The organism is Acinetobacter sp. SFA, assembly GCF_001647535.1.
Lineage (GTDB): Bacteria > Pseudomonadota > Gammaproteobacteria > Pseudomonadales > Moraxellaceae > Acinetobacter > Acinetobacter pecorum.
The window spans coordinates 164447-184269 of record NZ_LSZI01000017.1; the positions used below are offsets into that span (position 1 = coordinate 164447).

Here is a 19823-nt window from a genome sequence, read left to right on the forward strand (position 1 = left end):
CTCGAAGACTGTGGCTTTTTTAAAATCTGAATTAGAACAATACGCGTACGCGAATTGTGCCTTCAACGTTGTGAAGTGTTTCCAGTGCTTCCTGAGATGCAGTCGCATCGACATCCATGACCAGGTAACCTACATCGCCTTTAGTCATCAGAGACTGACCAGAGATGTTGATGCCGTGTTCGGCAAACAGGTTGTTGATCTTGGACAATACGCCTGGAATGTTTTTGTGGATGTGAAGAAGACGGTGTTTGCCCTCAGTCAATGGAAGCGCGATTTCCGGGAAGTTCACCGCAGAAAGGGTCATGCCTTTATCTGAGTAAGCAACGAATTTCTCCGCCACTTCCAGACCGATGTTCGCCTGAGCTTCCATGGTAGAACCACCCACGTGTGGAGTAAGAATCACGTTTGGCAGGTTACGTAGTGGAGAAACGAATTCTTCACCATTTGCTTTCGGCTCTTTCGGGAATACATCTACGGCCGCACCCGCAATGTGACCAGACTTGATCGCATCTGCCAGATCTTCAATCACGACACATGTACCACGTGCCGCATTCAGGAAGATTGAACCTTCTTTCATTTGCGCAAACTGTTCTTTGCCAAAGAAATTACGGGTAGATGGCAGATCCGGAACGTGTAGAGTAACCACGTCTGCATTGGCAAGTAATTCGCCCATAGAGCCGACTTGACGTGCATTACCTAAAGGTAATTTGGTCACCGCATCATAATAGATTACTTTCATGCCCAGACTTTCAGCCAGTACAGAAAGTTGTGAACCGATTGAACCGTAACCTACGATACCTAAAGTTTTACCACGTGTTTCGAATGAACCGACAGCCGATTTGTTCCAGCCACCTGCATGTGTATCTGTTGATTTTTCAGGTACACGGCGCAGAAGAAGAATAGTTTCTGCCAATACCAGTTCAGCAACTGAACGTGTATTTGAATACGGTGCATTAAATACCGGAATACCGCGACGCATTGCAGCATCAAGATTGACCTGATTGGTACCGATACAGAAGCAGCCTACTGCAATCAGTTTGTTCGCGGCTTCAAATACTTCTTCAGTCAATTGAGTACGGGAACGAATACCGACAAAGTGTGCATCTTTAATCGCTTCTTTCAGTGCTTCGCCTTCGAGCGCTGTTTTGCGATAGTCGATGTTGGTATATCCAGCTGCATTCAATGTATCGATTGCGTTCTGGTGAACGCCTTCTAGCAATAGAAAACGGATTTTATCTTTAGGTAGAGAAAGATGTTGGCTCATTACGGCTCCGCTACAAAGGCCAAATTTAGTCGCGGTATGATAGCACAGGAATGGGGCGGTTATACATTTCCTTGATGGCTACAATATCAGCTATTTTTGCAAGTGATAGTAGTGAAAATGATAGAACTGGTTGAATTAAACCATCATTTTCAAAGGTATATTATCAAAATTGTCATTTTTTCAGGGAAACGCCAAAAAATAGCTTATAATATTGCGCCATGCTGTTTAAGCTCCCATTTTTGGTGCTTTAATCAGCATGTTTCGCCTGATTTGTATCCATGTTTTTATGCATAAAAAATGTGCAAATGAACCAGCGAAGTCTTTCTTGTTTAAATCATGCTAGGTCTGCAAACGATGAATGCTCCAGTCGCTTTAACCCCTGAGTTATTGACCCAATTGACTGCAATTGTGGGTGAAAACCGTATTAAAACCGATACGGATAGCCTCCAGAATTGGGGTCGCGATCATACCAAGCACTTTGATCCAAACCCGTCAGTCGTTGTTTTTCCATCCTCAACGGAACAGGTCCAAGACATCGTAAAACTGGCCAACCAGTTCAATGTTGCAGTGACACCATCGGGTGGCCGTACCGGTCTTTCCGCAGGTGCAGTTGCAGCCAACGGCGAGATCGTGGTGAGCATGGACAAGATGAACCAGATTCTGGAATTCTTCCCGGCAGACCGTATGGTACGCGTGCAGGCAGGTGTGGTGACTGAACAGTTGCAGAACTATGCTGAAGAACAGGGCATGTACTATCCTGTTGACTTTGCTTCAGCAGGTTCATCACAAATCGGCGGAAATATCGGGACCAATGCTGGCGGCATTAAAGTAATTAAATACGGCATGACCCGTAACTGGGTACTCGGCCTGACTGTGGTAACCGGTAAAGGTGACATCCTTCGCTTGAACAAGGGCATGATCAAGAATGCAACCGGTTACGCACTTCAACACTTATTCATCGGTGGTGAAGGCACGCTGGGTCTAGTAACTGAAGCTGAAATTAAATTAGAGCGTCAACCACAAGACCTGCAAGTGATGGTTCTGGGTGTACCTGATTTTGATGCAATCATGCCGTTATTGCATGCCTTCCAGGCGAAAATTGATTTAACCGCATTCGAGTTCTTTGGTGAACTGGCGATGCAAAAAGTCTTGGCCAATGGCCATGTACAGCGTCCATTTGAAACCGAATGTCCATTCTACGTGTTGCTTGAGTTTGAAGCGCCGTTTGAACCGATTATGGACAAGGCGATGGAAATCTTCGAGCACTGTATGGAACAGGGCTGGGTACTGGACGGCGTGATGAGCCAAAGCCTTGATCAAGTAGAAAGCTTATGGCGTTTACGCGAAGATATTTCAGAATCTATTGCGCCGTTCATTCCATATAAAAATGACATTTCAGTTCTGATCACGCACGTTCCTGCATTCATTAAAGAAATCGATGCGATTGTGAGCGAGAACTATCCTGATTTTGAAATCTGCTGGTTCGGTCATATTGGTGACGGTAACCTGCACTTGAATATCCTGAAACCTGAAAACTTAAGCAAAGATGAATTCTTTGCCAAATGTCAGGTCGTGAACAAGTATGTCTTTGATACTGTGAAAAAATATGACGGTTCAATTTCTGCGGAACATGGTGTAGGTATGACCAAGAAGCCATATCTTGAATATTCGCGTTCTGCGGAAGAGATTGAATATATGAAAGCCCTGAAAAAAGTCTTTGATCCAAAGGGCATCATGAACCCGGGTAAACTTTTCGATCTTTAATTGTTCGAAATTAAAAAAAAGCGCATCGAAAGGTGCGCTTTTTTATTGCTGTGTAAATACAGTTACAGAGTCTAAATAGTCTTCGATTCAAAAGCTCGGCATGATGTGTTGGAATAATAATGACAATTTGGGGTTAAACAATATGTTACGGATATTGGCAGTCATAACTTTAGCTTTCGGTGTGATGGGGTCGGGTTGTACCACCACGCAACAGGTCATTGCAAAAGTACAGTCTTCTTCAGATACGCCCTTGGAACAGGTTTTGAAAATGAGACCGGATTTGCGTAAGGAACTGGCGACGGTTGAATTGCGCCAGTTCTTCAATAAGGCGGAGACACCTACCATTGGGCAGGTCAAAGTAACTGAAACCCGTTTAAAGGACGATTCAGTGCGTTCAGTCCAGACCATTTACTATTTTAGCCGTAAAAACGGGAGCTGGAAGCTGGATAATACTGACAGGTCCTATCGTTGCATGCGTGGGGCAAATACCAAAACTTTCCAGAAAGCGGTCTGTCCATAATAGTGTTTGATCTTTAGACAGATTTTGGTTAAAAGCGTATCTAAGTGATGCGCTTTTTTGTTTTGGAAGATTATCTCTACGATCAATTATATTTATTCAGAGCGTTTGAATATCTCATCTGCTAAAATTCCTGCTTTCTATTTTAGATAAAGCTCATTCTGCTTCATCCGGCAGACTGACAATAAAAACTCCCATGCAAAATATCCAGACCCAAAAACTGACCCGTGCCACACTCATGTTCCCGCTGGCACTGGTCTTGTTTGAATTCTCCGTCTATATCTGTAATGACCTGATTCAGCCGGCCATGCTGGCGATTACCCGTGATTTTGGCGTGAGTAGTTCATGGGCACCATCCTCCATGTCCTTTTTCCTGTTGGGTGGGGCATTTGTCGCAGCGATTCTGGGACCTTTGTCCGATCGTCTTGGACGTAAAACGGTACTGCTTGGTGGTGTGGCATTTTTTACCATCAGCTGTCTGGCTATTTTATTAACACCCAATATCGAAAGTTTCTTATTTCTGCGCTTTTTACAGGGCTTTGGCCTGTCCTTTATTACCGCTGTAGGTTATGCCGCCATTCAGGAAAGCTTTGAAGAACGTGATGCCATCAAAGTCATGGCACTGATGGCCAATGTGTCTTTGCTGGCACCCTTGCTAGGACCAGTGCTGGGTGCCTTTATGATTGATCACATCTCCTGGCATTGGGGTTTTATCGGGATCGCATTTCTTTCATTTCTGAGCTGGTTCGGCCTGAAAGCTAAAATGCCAAACCTGAACGTCAGTATTCCCAGACAGCCGGTCAGCTATATTCTGGATGACTTTAAACAGGTTCTAAAAAATAAACGCTTTGTGATCATGACTGTAGCCTTGCCTTTGGTAAGTTTGCCTTTGATGTTATGGATTGCCTTGTCACCGGTGATTCTGGTCGAGCAATTTGGATTCAGTAGTGTGCAATATGGTCTGGCGCAGTTTCCAGTCTTGGGCGGCCTGATTGCAGGTAATCTGATTCTGCTGAAAATTATCGATAAAATGCCGCTGGGTAAAACCGTATTATTGGGTCTGCCACTGATGCTGTTGGGTGCCGGTTTATTGATGCTGGGTTTATTGATTCCAGAGTATTTTGTTCATTGTCTGATTATCGGCACCACTTGTATCAGTCTAGGTGAGGGGGTAAGTTTTTCGGTACTTTACCGTTTTGCACTGATGTCTTCAGAAGTGTCCAAAGGCACGGTGGCCGCGACGGTTTCTATTATCCTGATGCTCAGCTTTTTTGTGGTCATTGAAGCAGTAAGAATGGCATATGAAACCTACGATATCTGGGCCTACTGTGCTGCCTCTTTGATTCTGATTGCACTCTGGTTTACTTTGCCACGCATGCAACTCAAACAGTTAATGCTGGAAAGACAGGAGCGTGGAGAGTTTTGATTTTTTAAAATTTATTTTTTGCTTAAAGATTATTTTCTAAGAAATTTACCTCTCCCTAGCCCTCACTTGCGCTTCGTTTTAAAAGCGGTACTTTAAAACTTGCTTAGGAGAGGGAATTTTCATTAAATTTAATGGTTTTTAGAATTAATAATGAAGAATAGATAGATATTCAAGGTCCTCTCTCCCTGTGGGAGAGAGTTAGAGAGAGGGAGCAATTAAGCTTCTTCCGCTACCGGTAGCTCTAGCTTCTTCAGTTTCATATCAAATAGGAATGGACCGAAAGGCAGAATCGAAGCGATTAAACCCATCACAAACATGCTGAGAGACCATTTCTGTTTTTCACATACCGCGAATAAAACCACCAGAAATAGCACAAACAGTACCCCATGCCCCATACCGACATATTTGACCAGAATCGGATTATCCATCATATATTTCACTGGCATCGCGATAAATAACAGCAGCAGGAATGAAATCCCTTCAAGCAAACCGACCAGACGCAAAGTTTTGATGTTCATAATACATATTGATTTAACCAAATTAGTTTTGAGTGTACCGAATATCACCTGAATATTGAATCTTAATAATAAAGATATATTCAATATTTTTAATAAGTTATAACCAAGTAAAGCAGTTGGTTATTTAATCTCGGCACCTAGTAATTCATGACGTAATTTTAGTAATTCCGGTAAGGTTTCCAGCAATAAACTGATCTGTTTCAGCACCAAAAGCAGATGTGCTGAGAGGTTTTCCTGTGTACTTAAGCGTTGAATTTCTGCCAGTTTATGATCAATGTCATAGGTATCTAAAGGCTGTTGTTGCAGCAATACCCCAGTTAAGGTTTGCTTGCACCAACGCATTAAATCCAGAATTTGTGTATCAGTAACCTGCTCACGGTGACTCCCCAATGCTGCAATATAACTGAGCTGGCTATGGCTATAGACCAGATAGCGAAAGGCACTTTTAACCAGTTGCGGATCTGGATTCGGTTCGGTGCTCAGGCTTGAAATCATGCTGGATAAATCAATCTGTGCATTGTGGGCCAGACGCCGTGCAGTCCGGTAAGCAATACTGTTATCTTTACCGTTTTGATATTGTTCGACCACTGCAGCAAAATAGTCCAGTGTAGCAAGCGATGATTTTTTAATATTGCTAGAAATATTACGAAAATTCCAGTCAGGCCAGATCCAGCTTACTGCCATCCATGCAATCAGACAGCCTATGAGGGTATCAATAATACGCGGTAAAATAATGGCATAACCGGCACCTTTCAGGTTAAAAATCAGGAGTACCATCAGGGTCGCCATGAGAGTGGCCATGGCATATTTTTTGGAACGTAGATAGAAAAAACCGACACCAAAAATTACTGTCAGGAGTAACTGACCTTCGACACTTGGCACAAAATACAGAATGGGAACGCCCAGCATGACCCCCAATAATGTTCCTAGGGTCCGCAATTTGAGCCGGCTTTTGGTGGCAAAATAACTGATCTGACAGACAAACAGGCTGGTCAGTAAAATCCAGTAGCCATTTTTCGCAAAGGGCAATAATGAAATGGCATAGCCGACTAGAAACACAATGGCAATCCGCACCGCATGCCGAAAGAGTGCCGATTGCGGACTCAAGTGTGGTTTGAGTTTCAGCCAGAGATCTGTGCTATCGCGAATATCATCATCAAACAGGCTCAGGTCATCAAAATGCTGCTGATAGCGTGGCTTATACAGTGCCTGTTGATCATGCAGGTGTTGTAACTGCTCATGTACACTCAGCAGATTGGCCAGAATAAGCTGTAAATTTTTAACTTCAATATTCTGTGGGTGTTGGGTAATCCAGTCCTGCATCGATTCCTGTAAATGTTTTAATGCCAGTTCATCATCTGCAGACAGATAAAATTTTTCATTGCGCAGCACACAGCCTGCCAGATGCTGACAGGCAAGGGCTTGCAGACGGATATTTTTCTGAATCCGGAAAATCAGGTCAGTGCGGCTAAAATGCTGTTCGATCTGTTCATAATGCAGATAATTGGCTGTGGCCTGTTCATGAATATCCTGCATCAGAAAATACAGATTCAGCCAGTAAATGGTATTGCGATTGGCACGCGAAGCTTTGAGCCGGGTCAATAGCGAATCTTTGCTGCGGTTAAAACTCTGAATGACTAAAGTATTTTTAAGGGACAACTCATAGAGCAGGTTTTCAACATTCGGATGCTGGTCCGGATCAAACAGTTTGGCTTTACTCAGCAGTAAATCCGACATGTGCTGCAAGCTTTGTGCGAGATTTTCCTGAACCTGTAAGGTAGGACGCAGCAGAAAAAATAGTATAGACGTCAGGCCGTACCATAGCGCCCCAATGACAAAATAAAGTGGCTGTTCATACCAGTGCTGATATTCGCCCAGACCGAACATGGTATAGACTGACAGTAAAATGGTGCCAAATGAAATCGTGGCATAACGCTGGCCTAAGGCACCCATTAGAATAAACAGCGCACTCGATAGCGATAGCCCCAGTGCAAACCAGAATTTATGCGGAGCAAGAAATTCCAGAATGCTGCTGACACTAAAAAACAGAATGATGACCAGTAACAGGTTGCGCAAACGCAGGCTTAGCCGGTCATCAAAATCAGTCAGCGCAGTGGCAATTGCCCCTAAAGTTACTGGAACGATCAAGAACTCATAACCCAGAAATTTCAGACCGAAAGTAGTACCTAAAAACACCAGCAGGATCTGCAGGCAATAAGTCATCAGCGCACTGGACTGAAAGGGCAGCAGGACAGGTTTTATAATTTTAACAAAAATAGCAGTCGCAGGTCGGGCAGCATTCACAGGGACAGGATCCGGAAAGTAAAAACGCAAAGTTCTGAATGCAATTTAGACGCCAAAATAAAAGAAAAATCCATGAAAAAACGAGCATATTGCCCGTTTTCTCTATATGGTCATTGGCGTGAAGGTATATTTAGATCACACCACAGGCAATACGTTCACCGCCGCCGCCTAATGGTAATGGGGTATCGGAATAGTTGTCCCCACCAGCATGAACCATAATGGCACGACCCTGAACATCAGCCAGTTTCAGGCGTGGTGCAAGCAGGGTGACACGCGCAGTTCCATCAGTATTAACTTTTAATGCTGGTAAATCACCTAAGTGACCGGTTGTTGGCGTACCGTGATGTGGTGCCTGATTCGGATTGTAATGGCTACCTGCTGCCAGTGCTGCACCCATCTTGCCATCTTTCATTGCAGGTGCACATGATCCATTTTCATGAATATGGAAACCGCGCTCACCTGCAGGAAGCTGTTTCAGGTTAGTACGAATGACCAGACCAGCTGGGCTGTCACTGAGTAATACGGTACCAATCTCTTGGCCTACACCTTGAGCAGTTACTGCATTTACAGTCACTGCTCTGACAAGTTCGTTTGATGGAGAGGTTGAGGCACAACCGGTAAAAAGTGCTGCGCTTAACGCGCAAAGTGTCGTAATTTTAAACAATGAAGACATGATTCTGGCATCCTGATCTTTATTCTGTTTGGTGAAATCATTTAAACAGAGCAAGACCAGAAGCTCTATATAAAATCAGTACTTAAATGTTTTGTTTTGTTTAAGTCGATTAAATATATGCTTTAAGGTGCTTTAAGGTGCTTTGGGCGGTGTCTCTTTTGTTTCCGGATCAATCTCATGTGCCAGGGTCGCTTTAGGCATCATTAATGGTTCATTTATATTACTTTCATGTAACCATTCACGCCAGATAGCCAGAAGTACAGCGAGAATCACCGGGCCAATAAATATCCCCACCAGACCGAAGCTGGCAATACCGCCCAGCACTCCAAACATGATCAGCAGGAAAGGAATCTGCGTTGCACCAGAAATTACCAGGGGACGAATGACGTTGTCGGCGGTACTGACCACACAGACACCCCAAACCATGACTCCGATAGCTTCAATGGTTTGTCCTTGCGAAAACAGCCACAGTGCGACCGAACTATAGGCAAGAGGTGGACCAAAAGGAATCAGGGCAAAAATAAAGGTCACAATGGTTAAAACCATCGGATTTGGAACCCCTGCAACAAAATAACTCATACCTGCCAGCAGGGCCTGGGCAATTGCAGTTAAACCGACCCCATAGACCACCGCCCGGGTAGTGGCAGAGATAGTAGAAAAATAATGATGCACACGTGGTCCGACCACCATTTCAAAGGCTTTACGCACCTGATTTAAAATAGTCTGGCCATCCCGGTAGAAGAAAAACAGCGAAAGTATGGCAAAACATAATTTAAATATATTTTTGCTGACTTCGTTCAGTACCACTTTGCCATAATTCAAATGCCCTTGAATCCAGGTCGATACCGACAGCGCAATACTCTGCGGATCGGTATTGATTTCATTTAAGGTTCGGCTGATCTCCTTGCCGACAATCGGAAGTCCACGAATAAAATCAGGTACATTCAAATGACCGGAAAAGACCTGTCGCTGCAATTCCATATACAGGTTACGGCCTTCATGCTGCAACATGAAAATAGCAAAAATAAACGGAAGACCAAATACCAGAATCACGGCCAGAATCATCAGGGTCGCACTCAGTGTCGGGCGATTGCCACACATGCGTAACACTGACTGATACAGGGGCCAAGTCATATAGGCAATAATTGCCGCCCAAACTACAGGAATGATGAAATACTTGAGTATATGAAAACTCAAAAAAATCAGGATAAAGAACAATCCAAATAATAAGACTTTTTGTAATATAGGCGCGTATTGTTGCACTGAATTTAATGACTCATTTTTTAGGTCGTGTTCAGGCATATTAACTGAAAAAAAAGCGATCGAAAATGCTGCATTGCCAAGTAGCGTGATTATTTTCCAAGAGCTGCAGCCTGATTCAGTCTATTGACTCAAAACCATTGACTTGGATCATCAATAATCGCATTTAGTACCGGTTGCCATTGATCCTGCAGTTCCCGGTAAATTTTTTGTTGTTTATCAAAGACTGAAAGACCTTCCATCGCTAAACGGCTATAAGGGGCGCGTTCCGAAATCCAGGCCACCGGCTGTTGGTCGATTTTGTCAAAAAATTGTTGTATATCCTGATTGCTGGCTGCATTTGCTTTGGTGCGATTGGCCAGAAGCAAAATTTCGACCTTGCCTTTGCGGATACGTTTAATGTCCTGTAAATGTTTGAGAAAACGGCGGGTTGAATCGATATCAAAAAAAGAAGGCTGGATCGGGATGATAATCGCATGTGCTTCACTGACCAGCTGTTCCGCATGATCGTCACTTAACGCACCTGGTGCATCAATAATCAGGTATTCAATCTGCTTGGGAGCATCACCAATGGATTTGCTATTGCGCCAGTCCAGACTTTGAATAGGTGCCGCCTGTGCCGGGCGGTGCTTAAGCCATTGCAATGTGGATTTCTGGTTGTCGGCATCGGCCAATGCCACCGTATAACCCTTTTGTGCGAGTGCTGACGCCAAACTAATGGCTGTCATGGTTTTACCACAACCGCCTTTCTGATTCGCAACTAAAATTGTTTTCATGACTCAAGGTGATTTTATTCTGTTCCAGCCTAGCATATCATTCTTTTCAAGTATGCAAATGGCCGATATCCTCAACTTCAGTCGAATGCGATGTTATAAAAATCAAGTAAATTAGGAAGATTGAATGTCCATATGGATGGCCATGCTGATTGGCGCATGTATCGGGGTGGTATTGACCACTATTATTTTAAGTCAGACACGCAACGGACGGATCAAGGCCGAATATGAGCAGTATATCGCCGAGCTGGAACTGGAGCATCAGCAATCCCTCATTGCCGCGCAAAAGCGCAGTGTAAATACTAGCCGTGCCGTTCTCAAAGGCAAAATGGCTGAACAGCTCGCACCGATCATGCCGGAATTTCAATATCTGCCGAGTGATGCTAAGTTTCTGGGCGATCCGGTAGATTATGTGGTCTTTGACGGCTATAGCGATTTTCGTGACGGGGAAGGCGCAGCCGAAGATATTGAAGTCGTCTTGATTGATATTAAAAGTGGAGGTGCACGTCTGACCAAAGGCCAGCAAGCCATTGCCCGATCGATTCAGGAAGGACGGGTACGTTTTGAAACTGTTCGGATTGATTTTGAGGATTAATCCAAACCTCATGCAGAATAAAAAAACTATGCAAAAACTACTGATCACTGCACTGCTGTTTATACTTGGACTTTGGGTCTGGAATGAGTTTTTTCGTGCTATTCCACATCTGCAAGAAAAAGGCGTACTTAAAAATTTTAAAGTAGAACCGGTCAAGCATATTTCAGAAATCTATATTGTGCATGATCAGCGCTTTGTAAAACCCACCCGTCGGGTTCTGCATCAGGCGAGTCCTGTGGTGGGGAGTTTTAATGATCTGGCCTATCTCAGCAATATTGATGTGCTGTTGCTGACTCAGCCGTTGCCAGCCATGCAGGCAACATTGGAGTTTGATGAAGTAAAACGCTGTTATCAGGTTGAAGGACAAATCAGCGAGGCGGATCATAACTTCATCAATACGCATGTACAGCATTTCAGTCTGATTGCTGCCACTGAAAAAATTGCCGATCAGATTCGCCGGTTAAAACCAGGACAGAAAATTACTCTTAGTGGTGATCTGGTTACCGTTCATTCAGGCACGACTGGACAAGAATTTACGGTGGGTACAGGTTCTAAATATCGTGGCCATTGCCAGTTACTGCGAGTGACTCAGATTCAACATCACTAAAAAGATCAGAGGGAGTTAGTCTTTTGACTTACGCAGTCGAGCCAACAGCATATGCTGACCAATCTGGGGTAGACCTGCCGCATCAATATAATTCAAGCTTTCTATTTCAAAACCGGTTTCCAGCAAGGCATTTTCAATATCGCGGTTCAGATGACAGCCATCTGCGACTTTCTTTTGAATAGGAGTAAGTAAATGTTGCAGGCACTGGATATTTAAATTTTGCCGATTCAGCACATGTTCGACTACATGTAAAGTACCACCCGGCTGTAGCACCCGATAAATTTCCTTTAAGCTCTGTTCGAGATCTGGAATACTGCAAAGTGTCCAGGTTGAAACCACATGTTGCAGGCTATTCGCTGCAAAAGGCAAATTTTCTGCGCTGGCCTGAATATGCTCAACCGGAAACGCAGCCTGCTGAATCCGCGTTTCTGCCAGTTTGAAAATATCAGCATTCGGTTCCAACGCATATAGCTTGTCAACCAGTTGATAAAACGGCAGATTCAGCCCGGTACCGAAACCAATTTCCAGCACTTCATTTGACACCTCCAAGAGCAATTCGCGGCGTAAGTCCATCAAAGCCGGGGTTTGCATGACCTGATTTAAAAGATGTGGAAAGATATGTTGTTGATAAATTTTATACAGCATCCGGGCCATTTTAATGAGATGAGAATTTGTTCTAGCTTAACCGAAAATAAAATAATCGGCATATCCCGAGCTGACCAAATTTGTTCAGTTTGTTACCAAGTTCAACTGTTTATTCATTAAAAAATACGTAAGATCAAAGAAGATATCCTTAAAACGTTTAAGCAACTTGATTAGGATTAGATTAAAAATTATGTTCAAACACTTTAAACATTATGCTTTGCTCGCCAGCCTGTTACTGCCTATTTCTGGCTACAGTTCTGTTGAGCATAATATTGCCAAAGGTTTGCCTCCTGTGGTCAAAGGTCAGTCAATTTCGGTCTTGCAGCCTTTTAAAGGTGATTTCCGTATTTTGGGTTCTAAGGTTTATAGTTCTGATCCGCAAGCCAAATTCTCTCCGATTGATTATGCAGTCAGTTGGGGGTTATTTGCTGAGCCTGAAATTGCCCGGCATATCACCGTGAATCAATATGACCGTTATTTGAACTGGAAAATGGATCGGGTACCGGTACCGGTAGAACAAGCCAAGCAGATGGTGTCCAATATGCATATCATTCCCGCCAATCCTGAAATTGCCAAGGCAATCAAAAAGGTGAAGCGTGGCGATCTGGTGCGTATGCACGGGGAGCTGGTTGAAGTTCGGGATAAAGATCTGGTCTGGACATCTTCTTTAACCCCGACCGATACGGGGGATGGTGCTTGTGAAGTTTTCCGCGTCAGTTCCATTCAGTGGATAGAAAAAGTTGGTAAGAGCTAAACAGACATCCAGCATACTGCTGAGATGCCTAAAAAAACCGTTCCTATGAACGGTTTTTTTATCTGTTGAAGACTTATTTTGCAATTAGGGCCTGACCTTCAAAGGTAATTCCATCCCACCCATTAAGCATAAACTGGCGGATATTCTGATGATCGGTCGACTCTGGCGTCGCCAGTACAGCAGCATAATGCTCAGCAAACAGGCTTAAGGTCTGTGCCTGATCCAGACCATTGAGTTGTGCAAAAGAAAAGACTTTGGCGCTGCCCTGGTTTTCTGTAGCCGTATTATTTTGCTGGCCATTTTTAAATGCAGTTGGTGTATGCGTATAGCGCGAGTCAATATATGCAATCACATCTGCAAATTTTGCTTCGCCTGCCGCTAACTGGGCCAATAAATCCTGTGCCATGCTGTTTTTCCTGTGCCATTCATGAAAATTCGATGCGATAAATATAGCAATTTTCTTGCGAAGTTCCATGGTATTTAATTGATTTTCCGTTCAAGATAATAGTGAAAATTATCCATGTTGAGTTTAAAAATTTGGATAAGATAAACTTGATCAATAAATAGATAGGAAAAAATATGGGCTGGCTTTGGGTGGCAATGGGTGGGGCAGTCGGTGCCAGTCTGCGTTATGCAGCAGGACTTTGGCTGTTTAAACCACAAATGCAGTTTCCTTGGCCCACCTGGTGGATCAATATTCTAGGCTGTTTATGTGCGGGGATTTTTTTTGCCTGTAGCCAAAAATATCCAATCCTTCAACAGGAAGCTCGTCTGTTTTTAATGGTGGGAATTCTCGGTGGTTTTACTACATTTTCCAGTTTCGGTCTGGAAAGCTTTTTGCTATTCAAGCAAGGGGCTATGGGCCTAGCGGTATTATATGCATTATCCAGCTTAATCATCGGCATTATGGTTCTGGCGCTGGGCTTTTATTTAACGTCATGGATGCTATCGCACAGTTAAAACGGACATAAAAAAGTCAGGAAACTGGAGGTTATTTCCTGACATAAACCACGATTCGAAGATTGAGATAATCGACGGTTTTCATTTTTAACCACGTTTAAAGCGGCCAAAACGTTTGTTGAAGCTTGCCACACGACCTTCATTGCTGGTCTGACGTTGCTCACCCGTATAGAAAGGATGAGAAGCGCTTGAAATATCTAGTGTTACATAAGGATATGTTTTACCTTGATATTCTTTAGTCTGGCTGGAGTTCATGGTACTGCCAATCACAAAATAGGCATCGGCATTGGTATCATGGAACAACACTTCACGATACTCAGGGTGGATATCTGAACGCATATCTAAATTCCTCTTGATTATTGATCAAATGTTATAATGTAACATTTACGCTTTCAAGTAATTTAGGGTTACAACGCGTAAGCCAGTCGTCTCTATTTAACTGCGACTGGGTACGAGCTCTTCAAATACATCACTTAAATCATCATTTACTTTAAGATGAATCAGGTTCCAGTACTGCCCTGAAATCGTCCGGTTCACCATTAAGGTATCTGGAGAAGGTTTAAACACATCCCAGTATTTTAAGGAAGGTTTCAGCAGTTCCATACCATCATGATGCGCTGAGTTTTCGGCGAAATCATAGTGGGTGACTAAAGGACGCATGAGTACTTCCAGCCATTGTTCATACAATTCTGTTGGGAATTTTCCGGTTTCAGTCAAAGAATGCAGTGCATCCAGTTGTTGTTCGATTACGGGAATATTCTTCTTGCGTGCGGCATGGATCAGCTCTTTGAAATGTTCAACCACTTCAGTCGACAAGGTCTTGACGCCACCATAATCATAAACAATTACAGAGCCATCTTCACGGAAGGCGAAATTGCCGGGATGCGGGTCGCAGTGAAAGCGTTTCAGATAGAAAATTTCCTGACCAATGGCACGGAATAAACGGCGTCCCAAAGCATTTCGGGTCTCGAGTGGCCAAGTGCTAGCGGTTTCAATACTTTCCCCAAGCTCCTGGCTCAAAGTCAGAATATGCCGTGAAGAGTACTCATGAAACACTTTCGGAATTATAATTTTACTGTCCAGAGATTCATGGAAAGTCCGGGCGATTTCCAGATTCTGTGCTTCGATTTCATAGTTCAGCTCATTGTCCAGACTCTGCTGAATTTCCTTAAACAGCTGATCCTGAAGTTTACGGTCAATCTTTAACACGCCCATCATGCGCAGTGCCAGACGGACTTGTTTCAGGTCACTTTCGCAGGCTTCATCTACCCCAGGATACTGCACTTTGACCACAACTTGCTGGCCATCTGGCAGGATCGCTTTATGTACCTGACCAATCGAGGCTGCAGCAAATGGCTGTTCATCAAAGTGCTGGAAAAGCTGTGCTAAGGGTTTACCCAGTTCTTTTTCTACCTGTGCCTGAATTTCTTTAAATGGCATGGGTGGTGCCTGACGTTGTAACTTGGCAATGGCTTTGGCGACTTCGGGCGGGAAAACGTCTTTATATTGCGAGGCAATCTGGCCAACTTTCATGACTGCGCCTTTCATCTCTCCCAAGGTATCTGCAATCTGTACCCCAATATCCTGAAACAGTTTGCTGCGCGCAGTATTTTTCTGCTCTTCATCGGCAGTTAAATTTTTAATGGAATTGGAGAGGGTTTTACCTGCAATACTTGCGGTCATTCCGGCAAGTTTCATAAAGCGACGACCGGGTGTACTAGCCGTTTTTGCCATGCGAGATTCCTTGAAACCAATAATGAATGGATGTATTTGATCATAGGTGACAACGGTTCAATTGCCTAGATTTAATTGTAGAGGTTATGTTGTGATTTCCTTCTGCTTCTCCATGTTTAATGCATCATCTTTGATTTGATAAAGATTTATCTTTATCTCCTTGGCTAAACTAAAAGAATATGCCGGAATCCATCATCGTTTTAGATAAGGCTGAGTATTAATTCTGAATGTTGTTTTATGGCTAAAAGCTTAGAATAAACAGATTGCTGTAATGAAGAAAATTCAATGAAAGTCTATCGATATTTTACTGGGAAGGATGATGTGCATTTTTGTGCGCGGGTGACCCGTGCCTTAAATGAAGGTTATGAGTTATATGGTCCACCCACCATGACTTTTAATGGTACGGATGTGATTGTGGGGCAGGTGGTGACCAAAGATGTAGCGGATGAATCAGAGATTCCAGAAGGATTGAAGGAGGCTTTGGGAGCTAATTCTTAACTTCTACATCGAAATTAGAATGCTCAAGGCTATGCTCTCATCTTTTATTTTTATGCTGTCACATAGGTGTAGCTCCTACTTTTGTCATGGCAAAAGTAACAAAACCATCTCGTTGATCTGATGCTACTTCCCTGTATCACAGTTCAACGGTGACATCCATGTCACCTACCCAATATTTAAGATTGCTTGAAAGTCGCTAAGTTTTTACACTTTTAAGCTTAAACGTCTGTTATTGCTATAGAGTCGTGCCAGCAATAAAACACAGGCAACACTTAAACCCACGATCAGGCCAACCCAAACACCGGCGGCGCCCATCTCGGTAAAGCGGGATAAATATACCCCAACCGGAAAGGCGATGACCCAGTAAGCCAGCATGGTAATCCACATCGGCCCCTTGGTATCCTGCATGCCACGCAGACAACCTGCTGCACTGATCTGCCAGGCATCCATCAGCTGATAGGCAATAGCAAACAGAATCAGATACACCGCAATTTGGCTTACGATCAGATCTGAAGTGTAGAGTGCCACAATTTCATTGCGGAAAACCCAAAGCAGAATCATGGTCAGGATCGCCAGAATAGTGGCAGTGATCAGGCCAAGATATTGCACTTTTCGCATGGCTTGCCAGTTCTGTTCACCATAGTAGGTGCCAACCCGAATGGTCAGGGCAATCGCCAGTGACATGGGAATCATGAACAGTTGTGAAGTGACGGAAATAGCAATCTGATGGGCAGCGACAATGGTCTCTCCCAAAGGACTCAGCACAATTGCTGCTGTACTGAAAATACTGACCTCAAAGAAGATCGCCAATCCAATTGGAAAACCCAGTTGCAGAATACGCTTCACCCATTCCGGGTTTATTTTTTCCCAGTGAGTAAAAGGCTGAGTACGCTGATAGGCTCTGTTTTTAAAGATATACAGTGCCAGAGTCATGAGCATTAACCACTGCAAAATCGCTGTGGCAAACCCACAGCCTGCACTGCCTAGGGCCGGAACAGGACCAATACCATACATAAAGATATAGTTCAGCGGAACCAGCAAAACCAGGGCCAATAAACTAATCACGGTGACCGGGCGAGGATTTCCAATCGCTTCTGAGTAGCCGCGTAAGGCTGCATACATGGTTACCGCAGGCATACCAAAACCACTCGCATGCAGGAATAAACTGGCTTTAGGCTGCAAGCTTTCCGGTACGCCCAAGAGAGGTAAAAGGGCTGGCAAAACTTGTAAAATCAGGCCGGCAATTACCCCAAGAATCAGGGCAACCCAAAGCGATTGACGTGCAATGGTGGCAATTTTTTCAGGTGTACGTGCGCCGTTAGCTTCGGCAACCAAAGGCGTCGTGGCAATCATAATGCCACTAAATAGCAGCATCACCGGAATCCAGAGTCCTACTCCGACGGCAATCGCGGCAAGATCGGTAGCAGACAGGTGACCGGCCATAATGGTATCAATCAGGCCCAGACCAGCCTGAGAAAATTGGGTCACCAGAATAGGCAGCATCAGATGAAAAAGTTTTTTTAATTCAAAACTAAAGGTTGTAATTGGTGAAACATTCGACACAAAAATTACTCATCGTGATCATGTGCTTAAATAGAAGGTTTAGCGTTGTAAAGTGAGAAGCACACCAATAAAAATTACCACGCCGCCTAAAAGACGTTGCCAGTTAACCGGCATTTTTTCATTACCCAATAATCCCAGATGATCGACCAGCATCGACATTACCATCTGACCAAAAATAATGAGACCGCTAAGAACCAGAAAGCCAAGTTTGGGTGCTGCATAAATGCTCATACTAATCGCGTATACACCCACGATTCCCCCTAGCCATAAATACCAGGGAACACTCATCAATTCCTGTAAACCGGGTTTGGGATTGGACTGAAAAAGTACGATTACGGCGAGCACTATTGTACCAATCAAAAAGGAAAAAAATGCAGCTTGAATAGGAGAATATAAATATTCTTTCAGTTGTGTATTAATTGCAGTCTGGAGTGTCAATAAAACACCGATTGCAAAAACCAAAGGAAGTAAAATAATAAGTTGAGAAGATATTTTCATAATTTTAACTGACTAATTCTATTTAAATTTTTAGACATATCACACGATCAAATTTAATTTTAGCAGTGTTGCCGCCGAGTCATGTTAAAATTCCGCTATATCTTGTAATCGTTTTTGAGTAGTTCTTTGGCTGAATTGAATCCTGCTGCTGTCCCTTTGTCCTTATATATTCATATGCCTTGGTGTGTGCGCAAATGTCCTTATTGTGACTTCAATTCGCATGCGGTTCCGGATGGTCAGCTATCACTGGAATTGGAACAGGAATATTTACGAGCACTGGTGGAAGACTTTAAAACTCAGGTCGATTTTGCCCAAGGCCGGCAGATTTACAGTGTTTTTATTGGTGGGGGAACACCGTCACTGATTTCCGCCCCAGGCTATCAATGGTTATTTGATCAGCTCAAAGCCATTATTCCCTTTGCCGAAGGCTGTGAAATTACGCTGGAAGCCAACCCCGGCACAGTCGAACATGATCCGTTTGCCGGTTATTTGCAGGCCGGAATTAACCGTCTGTCGATTGGGGTGCAGAGTTTTAATACCGCTCATCTCAAGCGTTTGGGACGGATCCATAGCAATGAAGATGCGATTTCTGCCATTGGGCTGGCACGTGAAGCAGGTTTTCAGCGCATTAATGTCGACTTGATGCATGGTTTACCGGAACAAACTTTAGAACAAGCTTTACATGATTTAAAACTGGCGGTAGAACAGGGTGCTACGCATATTTCCTGGTATCAGCTAACGATTGAGCCAAATACGGTATTTTTCCGGACTCAACCGATTTTGCCTGTGGATGAAGTATTGGAAGATATTCAGGAGCAGGGTGAGCTCTACTTAAAAGCTCAGGGTTTTATCAACTATGAAGTTTCGGCTTGGCGGAAAGAATTGCCTTCAGCGCATAATCTGAATTACTGGCAGTTTGGTGACTATCTGGCAATTGGTGCTGGAGCACATGGCAAAGTCACTCAGCCGGATGGTGTATATCGGTTCCAGAAAACCCGTTTACCTAAGGACTACTTAGCCAAAGTACCTGCCGAACATCTGCAGTTTAAGCGCATTGAAGATGCCGACTTGCCTTTTGAATTTATGATGAATGCGTTACGTTTAAATCAGGGGGTGAAAGCCAAACTCTATGCCGAACGTACCGGTTTAGGTCTGGATCGCTTGAATGAGTTGCTCAGTTCTTTGCGTGACAGAAAATTAATGGTCGATGATCAAGACCGGCTTTCATGTACCGAGCAGGGGCATATCTTTTTAAATTCGGTGCTGGAAGAATTTCTTTAACTGATTTTAATTCGCTGCTCATTTTTGGAAAAACTCTCGTAAATCTATATGAGGGTTTTTTTATTGCGCAGATTTCCCCAGATCAGGAATTTTTTATAGCCTAGAGATTATCTATTTTCAGATCTCCGATGTAATCTTGGAAAAGAGAAGAGCAGACTTTAAGAATCTCAGGCACAAAAAAAGCACTCT

At 43.6% G+C, this 19823-nt stretch carries 21 protein-coding genes; 9 read left to right on the plus strand and 12 right to left on the minus strand.

Annotated features, from left to right (window positions below; all coding sequences use genetic code 11):
* Nucleotides 1-31: 31 nt before the first annotated feature.
* Entirely contained in the window at nt 32-1264 is a 1233-nt protein-coding gene (gene serA, locus AY607_RS09205; protein ID WP_064094563.1) for a phosphoglycerate dehydrogenase, read from the minus strand.
* Nucleotides 1265-1618: 354 nt separating this feature from the next.
* On the opposite strand from serA, the gene AY607_RS09210 reads away from it, so the two are divergent.
* The 3 genes from AY607_RS09210 (at nt 1619) to AY607_RS09220 (ending at nt 4971) form a co-directional block, all read left to right on the plus strand.
* Nucleotides 1619-3028, plus strand: a complete 1410-nt coding sequence (locus AY607_RS09210; protein WP_064102426.1) for an FAD-binding oxidoreductase — start codon at nt 1619-1621, stop codon at nt 3026-3028.
* Nucleotides 3029-3170: 142 nt separating this feature from the next.
* Complete coding sequence (locus AY607_RS09215) at nt 3171-3548, plus strand: hypothetical protein (protein ID WP_064094562.1); 378 nt, start codon at nt 3171-3173, stop codon at nt 3546-3548.
* A 193-nt stretch (nt 3549-3741) separates the two neighbouring features.
* Nucleotides 3742-4971 (plus strand): MFS transporter, encoded by a 1230-nt coding sequence (locus AY607_RS09220; protein ID WP_064102398.1) that lies wholly within the window; start codon nt 3742-3744, stop codon nt 4969-4971.
* Between the two features lie 215 nt (nt 4972-5186).
* Here the strand turns inward: AY607_RS09220 and AY607_RS09225 are convergent, their stop codons facing one another.
* From AY607_RS09225 to AY607_RS09245, 5 genes are all read right to left on the minus strand, one after another.
* The gene (locus AY607_RS09225; protein ID WP_064094560.1) at nt 5187-5489 is read right to left on the minus strand and encodes a DUF3817 domain-containing protein; all 303 of its coding nucleotides are present in this window, start codon (nt 5487-5489) and stop codon (nt 5187-5189) included.
* Nucleotides 5490-5609: 120 nt separating this feature from the next.
* Entirely contained in the window at nt 5610-7793 is a 2184-nt protein-coding gene (gene yccS, locus AY607_RS09230) for a YccS family putative transporter (RefSeq protein WP_064102427.1), read from the minus strand.
* Nucleotides 7794-7923: 130 nt separating this feature from the next.
* On the minus strand, nt 7924-8466 hold the full coding sequence (gene sodC / locus AY607_RS09235; RefSeq protein WP_064102428.1) for a superoxide dismutase family protein: 543 nt from the start codon (nt 8464-8466) through the stop codon (nt 7924-7926).
* 132 nt (nt 8467-8598) lie between these two features.
* Nucleotides 8599-9768, minus strand: a complete 1170-nt coding sequence (locus tag AY607_RS09240) for an AI-2E family transporter (protein WP_064102399.1) — start codon at nt 9766-9768, stop codon at nt 8599-8601.
* Nucleotides 9769-9857: 89 nt separating this feature from the next.
* On the minus strand, nt 9858-10502 hold the full coding sequence (locus AY607_RS09245) for a ParA family protein (RefSeq protein ID WP_064094557.1): 645 nt from the start codon (nt 10500-10502) through the stop codon (nt 9858-9860).
* Between the two features lie 124 nt (nt 10503-10626).
* On the opposite strand from AY607_RS09245, the gene AY607_RS09250 reads away from it, so the two are divergent.
* On the plus strand, nt 10627-11094 hold the full coding sequence (locus tag AY607_RS09250) for a Holliday junction resolvase-like protein (RefSeq protein ID WP_064094556.1): 468 nt from the start codon (nt 10627-10629) through the stop codon (nt 11092-11094).
* Nucleotides 11095-11122: 28 nt separating this feature from the next.
* The gene (locus AY607_RS09255) at nt 11123-11701 is read left to right on the plus strand and encodes a hypothetical protein (RefSeq protein WP_064094555.1); all 579 of its coding nucleotides are present in this window, start codon (nt 11123-11125) and stop codon (nt 11699-11701) included.
* Nucleotides 11702-11716: 15 nt separating this feature from the next.
* Here AY607_RS09255 and AY607_RS09260 read toward each other — a convergent pair whose 3' ends face one another.
* Nucleotides 11717-12346 (minus strand): class I SAM-dependent methyltransferase, encoded by a 630-nt coding sequence (locus AY607_RS09260; protein WP_064102429.1) that lies wholly within the window; start codon nt 12344-12346, stop codon nt 11717-11719.
* A gap of 190 nt (nt 12347-12536) precedes the next feature.
* Between AY607_RS09260 and AY607_RS09265 the strand changes: the two genes are divergently transcribed.
* The gene (locus AY607_RS09265) at nt 12537-13100 is read left to right on the plus strand and encodes a hypothetical protein (RefSeq protein ID WP_064102400.1); all 564 of its coding nucleotides are present in this window, start codon (nt 12537-12539) and stop codon (nt 13098-13100) included.
* 73 nt (nt 13101-13173) lie between these two features.
* Here the strand turns inward: AY607_RS09265 and AY607_RS09270 are convergent, their stop codons facing one another.
* Nucleotides 13174-13506, minus strand: a complete 333-nt coding sequence (locus AY607_RS09270) for a HopJ type III effector protein (RefSeq protein WP_064094553.1) — start codon at nt 13504-13506, stop codon at nt 13174-13176.
* Nucleotides 13507-13679: 173 nt separating this feature from the next.
* Here AY607_RS09270 and crcB point away from each other — a divergent pair, with 173 nt between their 5' ends.
* The gene (crcB, locus tag AY607_RS09275; RefSeq protein ID WP_064094552.1) at nt 13680-14060 is read left to right on the plus strand and encodes a fluoride efflux transporter CrcB; all 381 of its coding nucleotides are present in this window, start codon (nt 13680-13682) and stop codon (nt 14058-14060) included.
* Between the two features lie 87 nt (nt 14061-14147).
* Here the strand turns inward: crcB and AY607_RS09280 are convergent, their stop codons facing one another.
* Together AY607_RS09280 and AY607_RS09285 are read right to left on the minus strand one after the other, a co-directional pair.
* Nucleotides 14148-14399 carry a type B 50S ribosomal protein L31 gene (locus tag AY607_RS09280; RefSeq protein ID WP_004732342.1) on the minus strand — a complete coding sequence of 84 codons (252 nt, stop codon included), beginning with the start codon at nt 14397-14399 and terminating at the stop codon, nt 14148-14150.
* A 96-nt stretch (nt 14400-14495) separates the two neighbouring features.
* Nucleotides 14496-15794 carry an ABC1 kinase family protein gene (locus AY607_RS09285; RefSeq protein ID WP_064094551.1) on the minus strand — a complete coding sequence of 433 codons (1299 nt, stop codon included), beginning with the start codon at nt 15792-15794 and terminating at the stop codon, nt 14496-14498.
* 285 nt (nt 15795-16079) lie between these two features.
* Here AY607_RS09285 and AY607_RS09290 point away from each other — a divergent pair, with 285 nt between their 5' ends.
* Nucleotides 16080-16292 (plus strand): DUF1737 domain-containing protein, encoded by a 213-nt coding sequence (locus AY607_RS09290; protein WP_064094550.1) that lies wholly within the window; start codon nt 16080-16082, stop codon nt 16290-16292.
* A gap of 204 nt (nt 16293-16496) precedes the next feature.
* Here the strand turns inward: AY607_RS09290 and AY607_RS09295 are convergent, their stop codons facing one another.
* On the minus strand, nt 16497-17855 hold the full coding sequence (locus AY607_RS09295) for an MATE family efflux transporter (protein ID WP_064102401.1): 1359 nt from the start codon (nt 17853-17855) through the stop codon (nt 16497-16499).
* A 39-nt stretch (nt 17856-17894) separates the two neighbouring features.
* On the minus strand, nt 17895-18353 hold the full coding sequence (locus AY607_RS09300) for a DMT family transporter (protein ID WP_005249857.1): 459 nt from the start codon (nt 18351-18353) through the stop codon (nt 17895-17897).
* A gap of 126 nt (nt 18354-18479) precedes the next feature.
* On the opposite strand from AY607_RS09300, the gene hemW reads away from it, so the two are divergent.
* Nucleotides 18480-19634, plus strand: coding sequence for a radical SAM family heme chaperone HemW (gene hemW, locus AY607_RS09305; RefSeq protein ID WP_064094548.1), 1155 nt, complete (start codon nt 18480-18482; stop codon nt 19632-19634).
* Nucleotides 19635-19823: the final 189 nt, after the last annotated feature.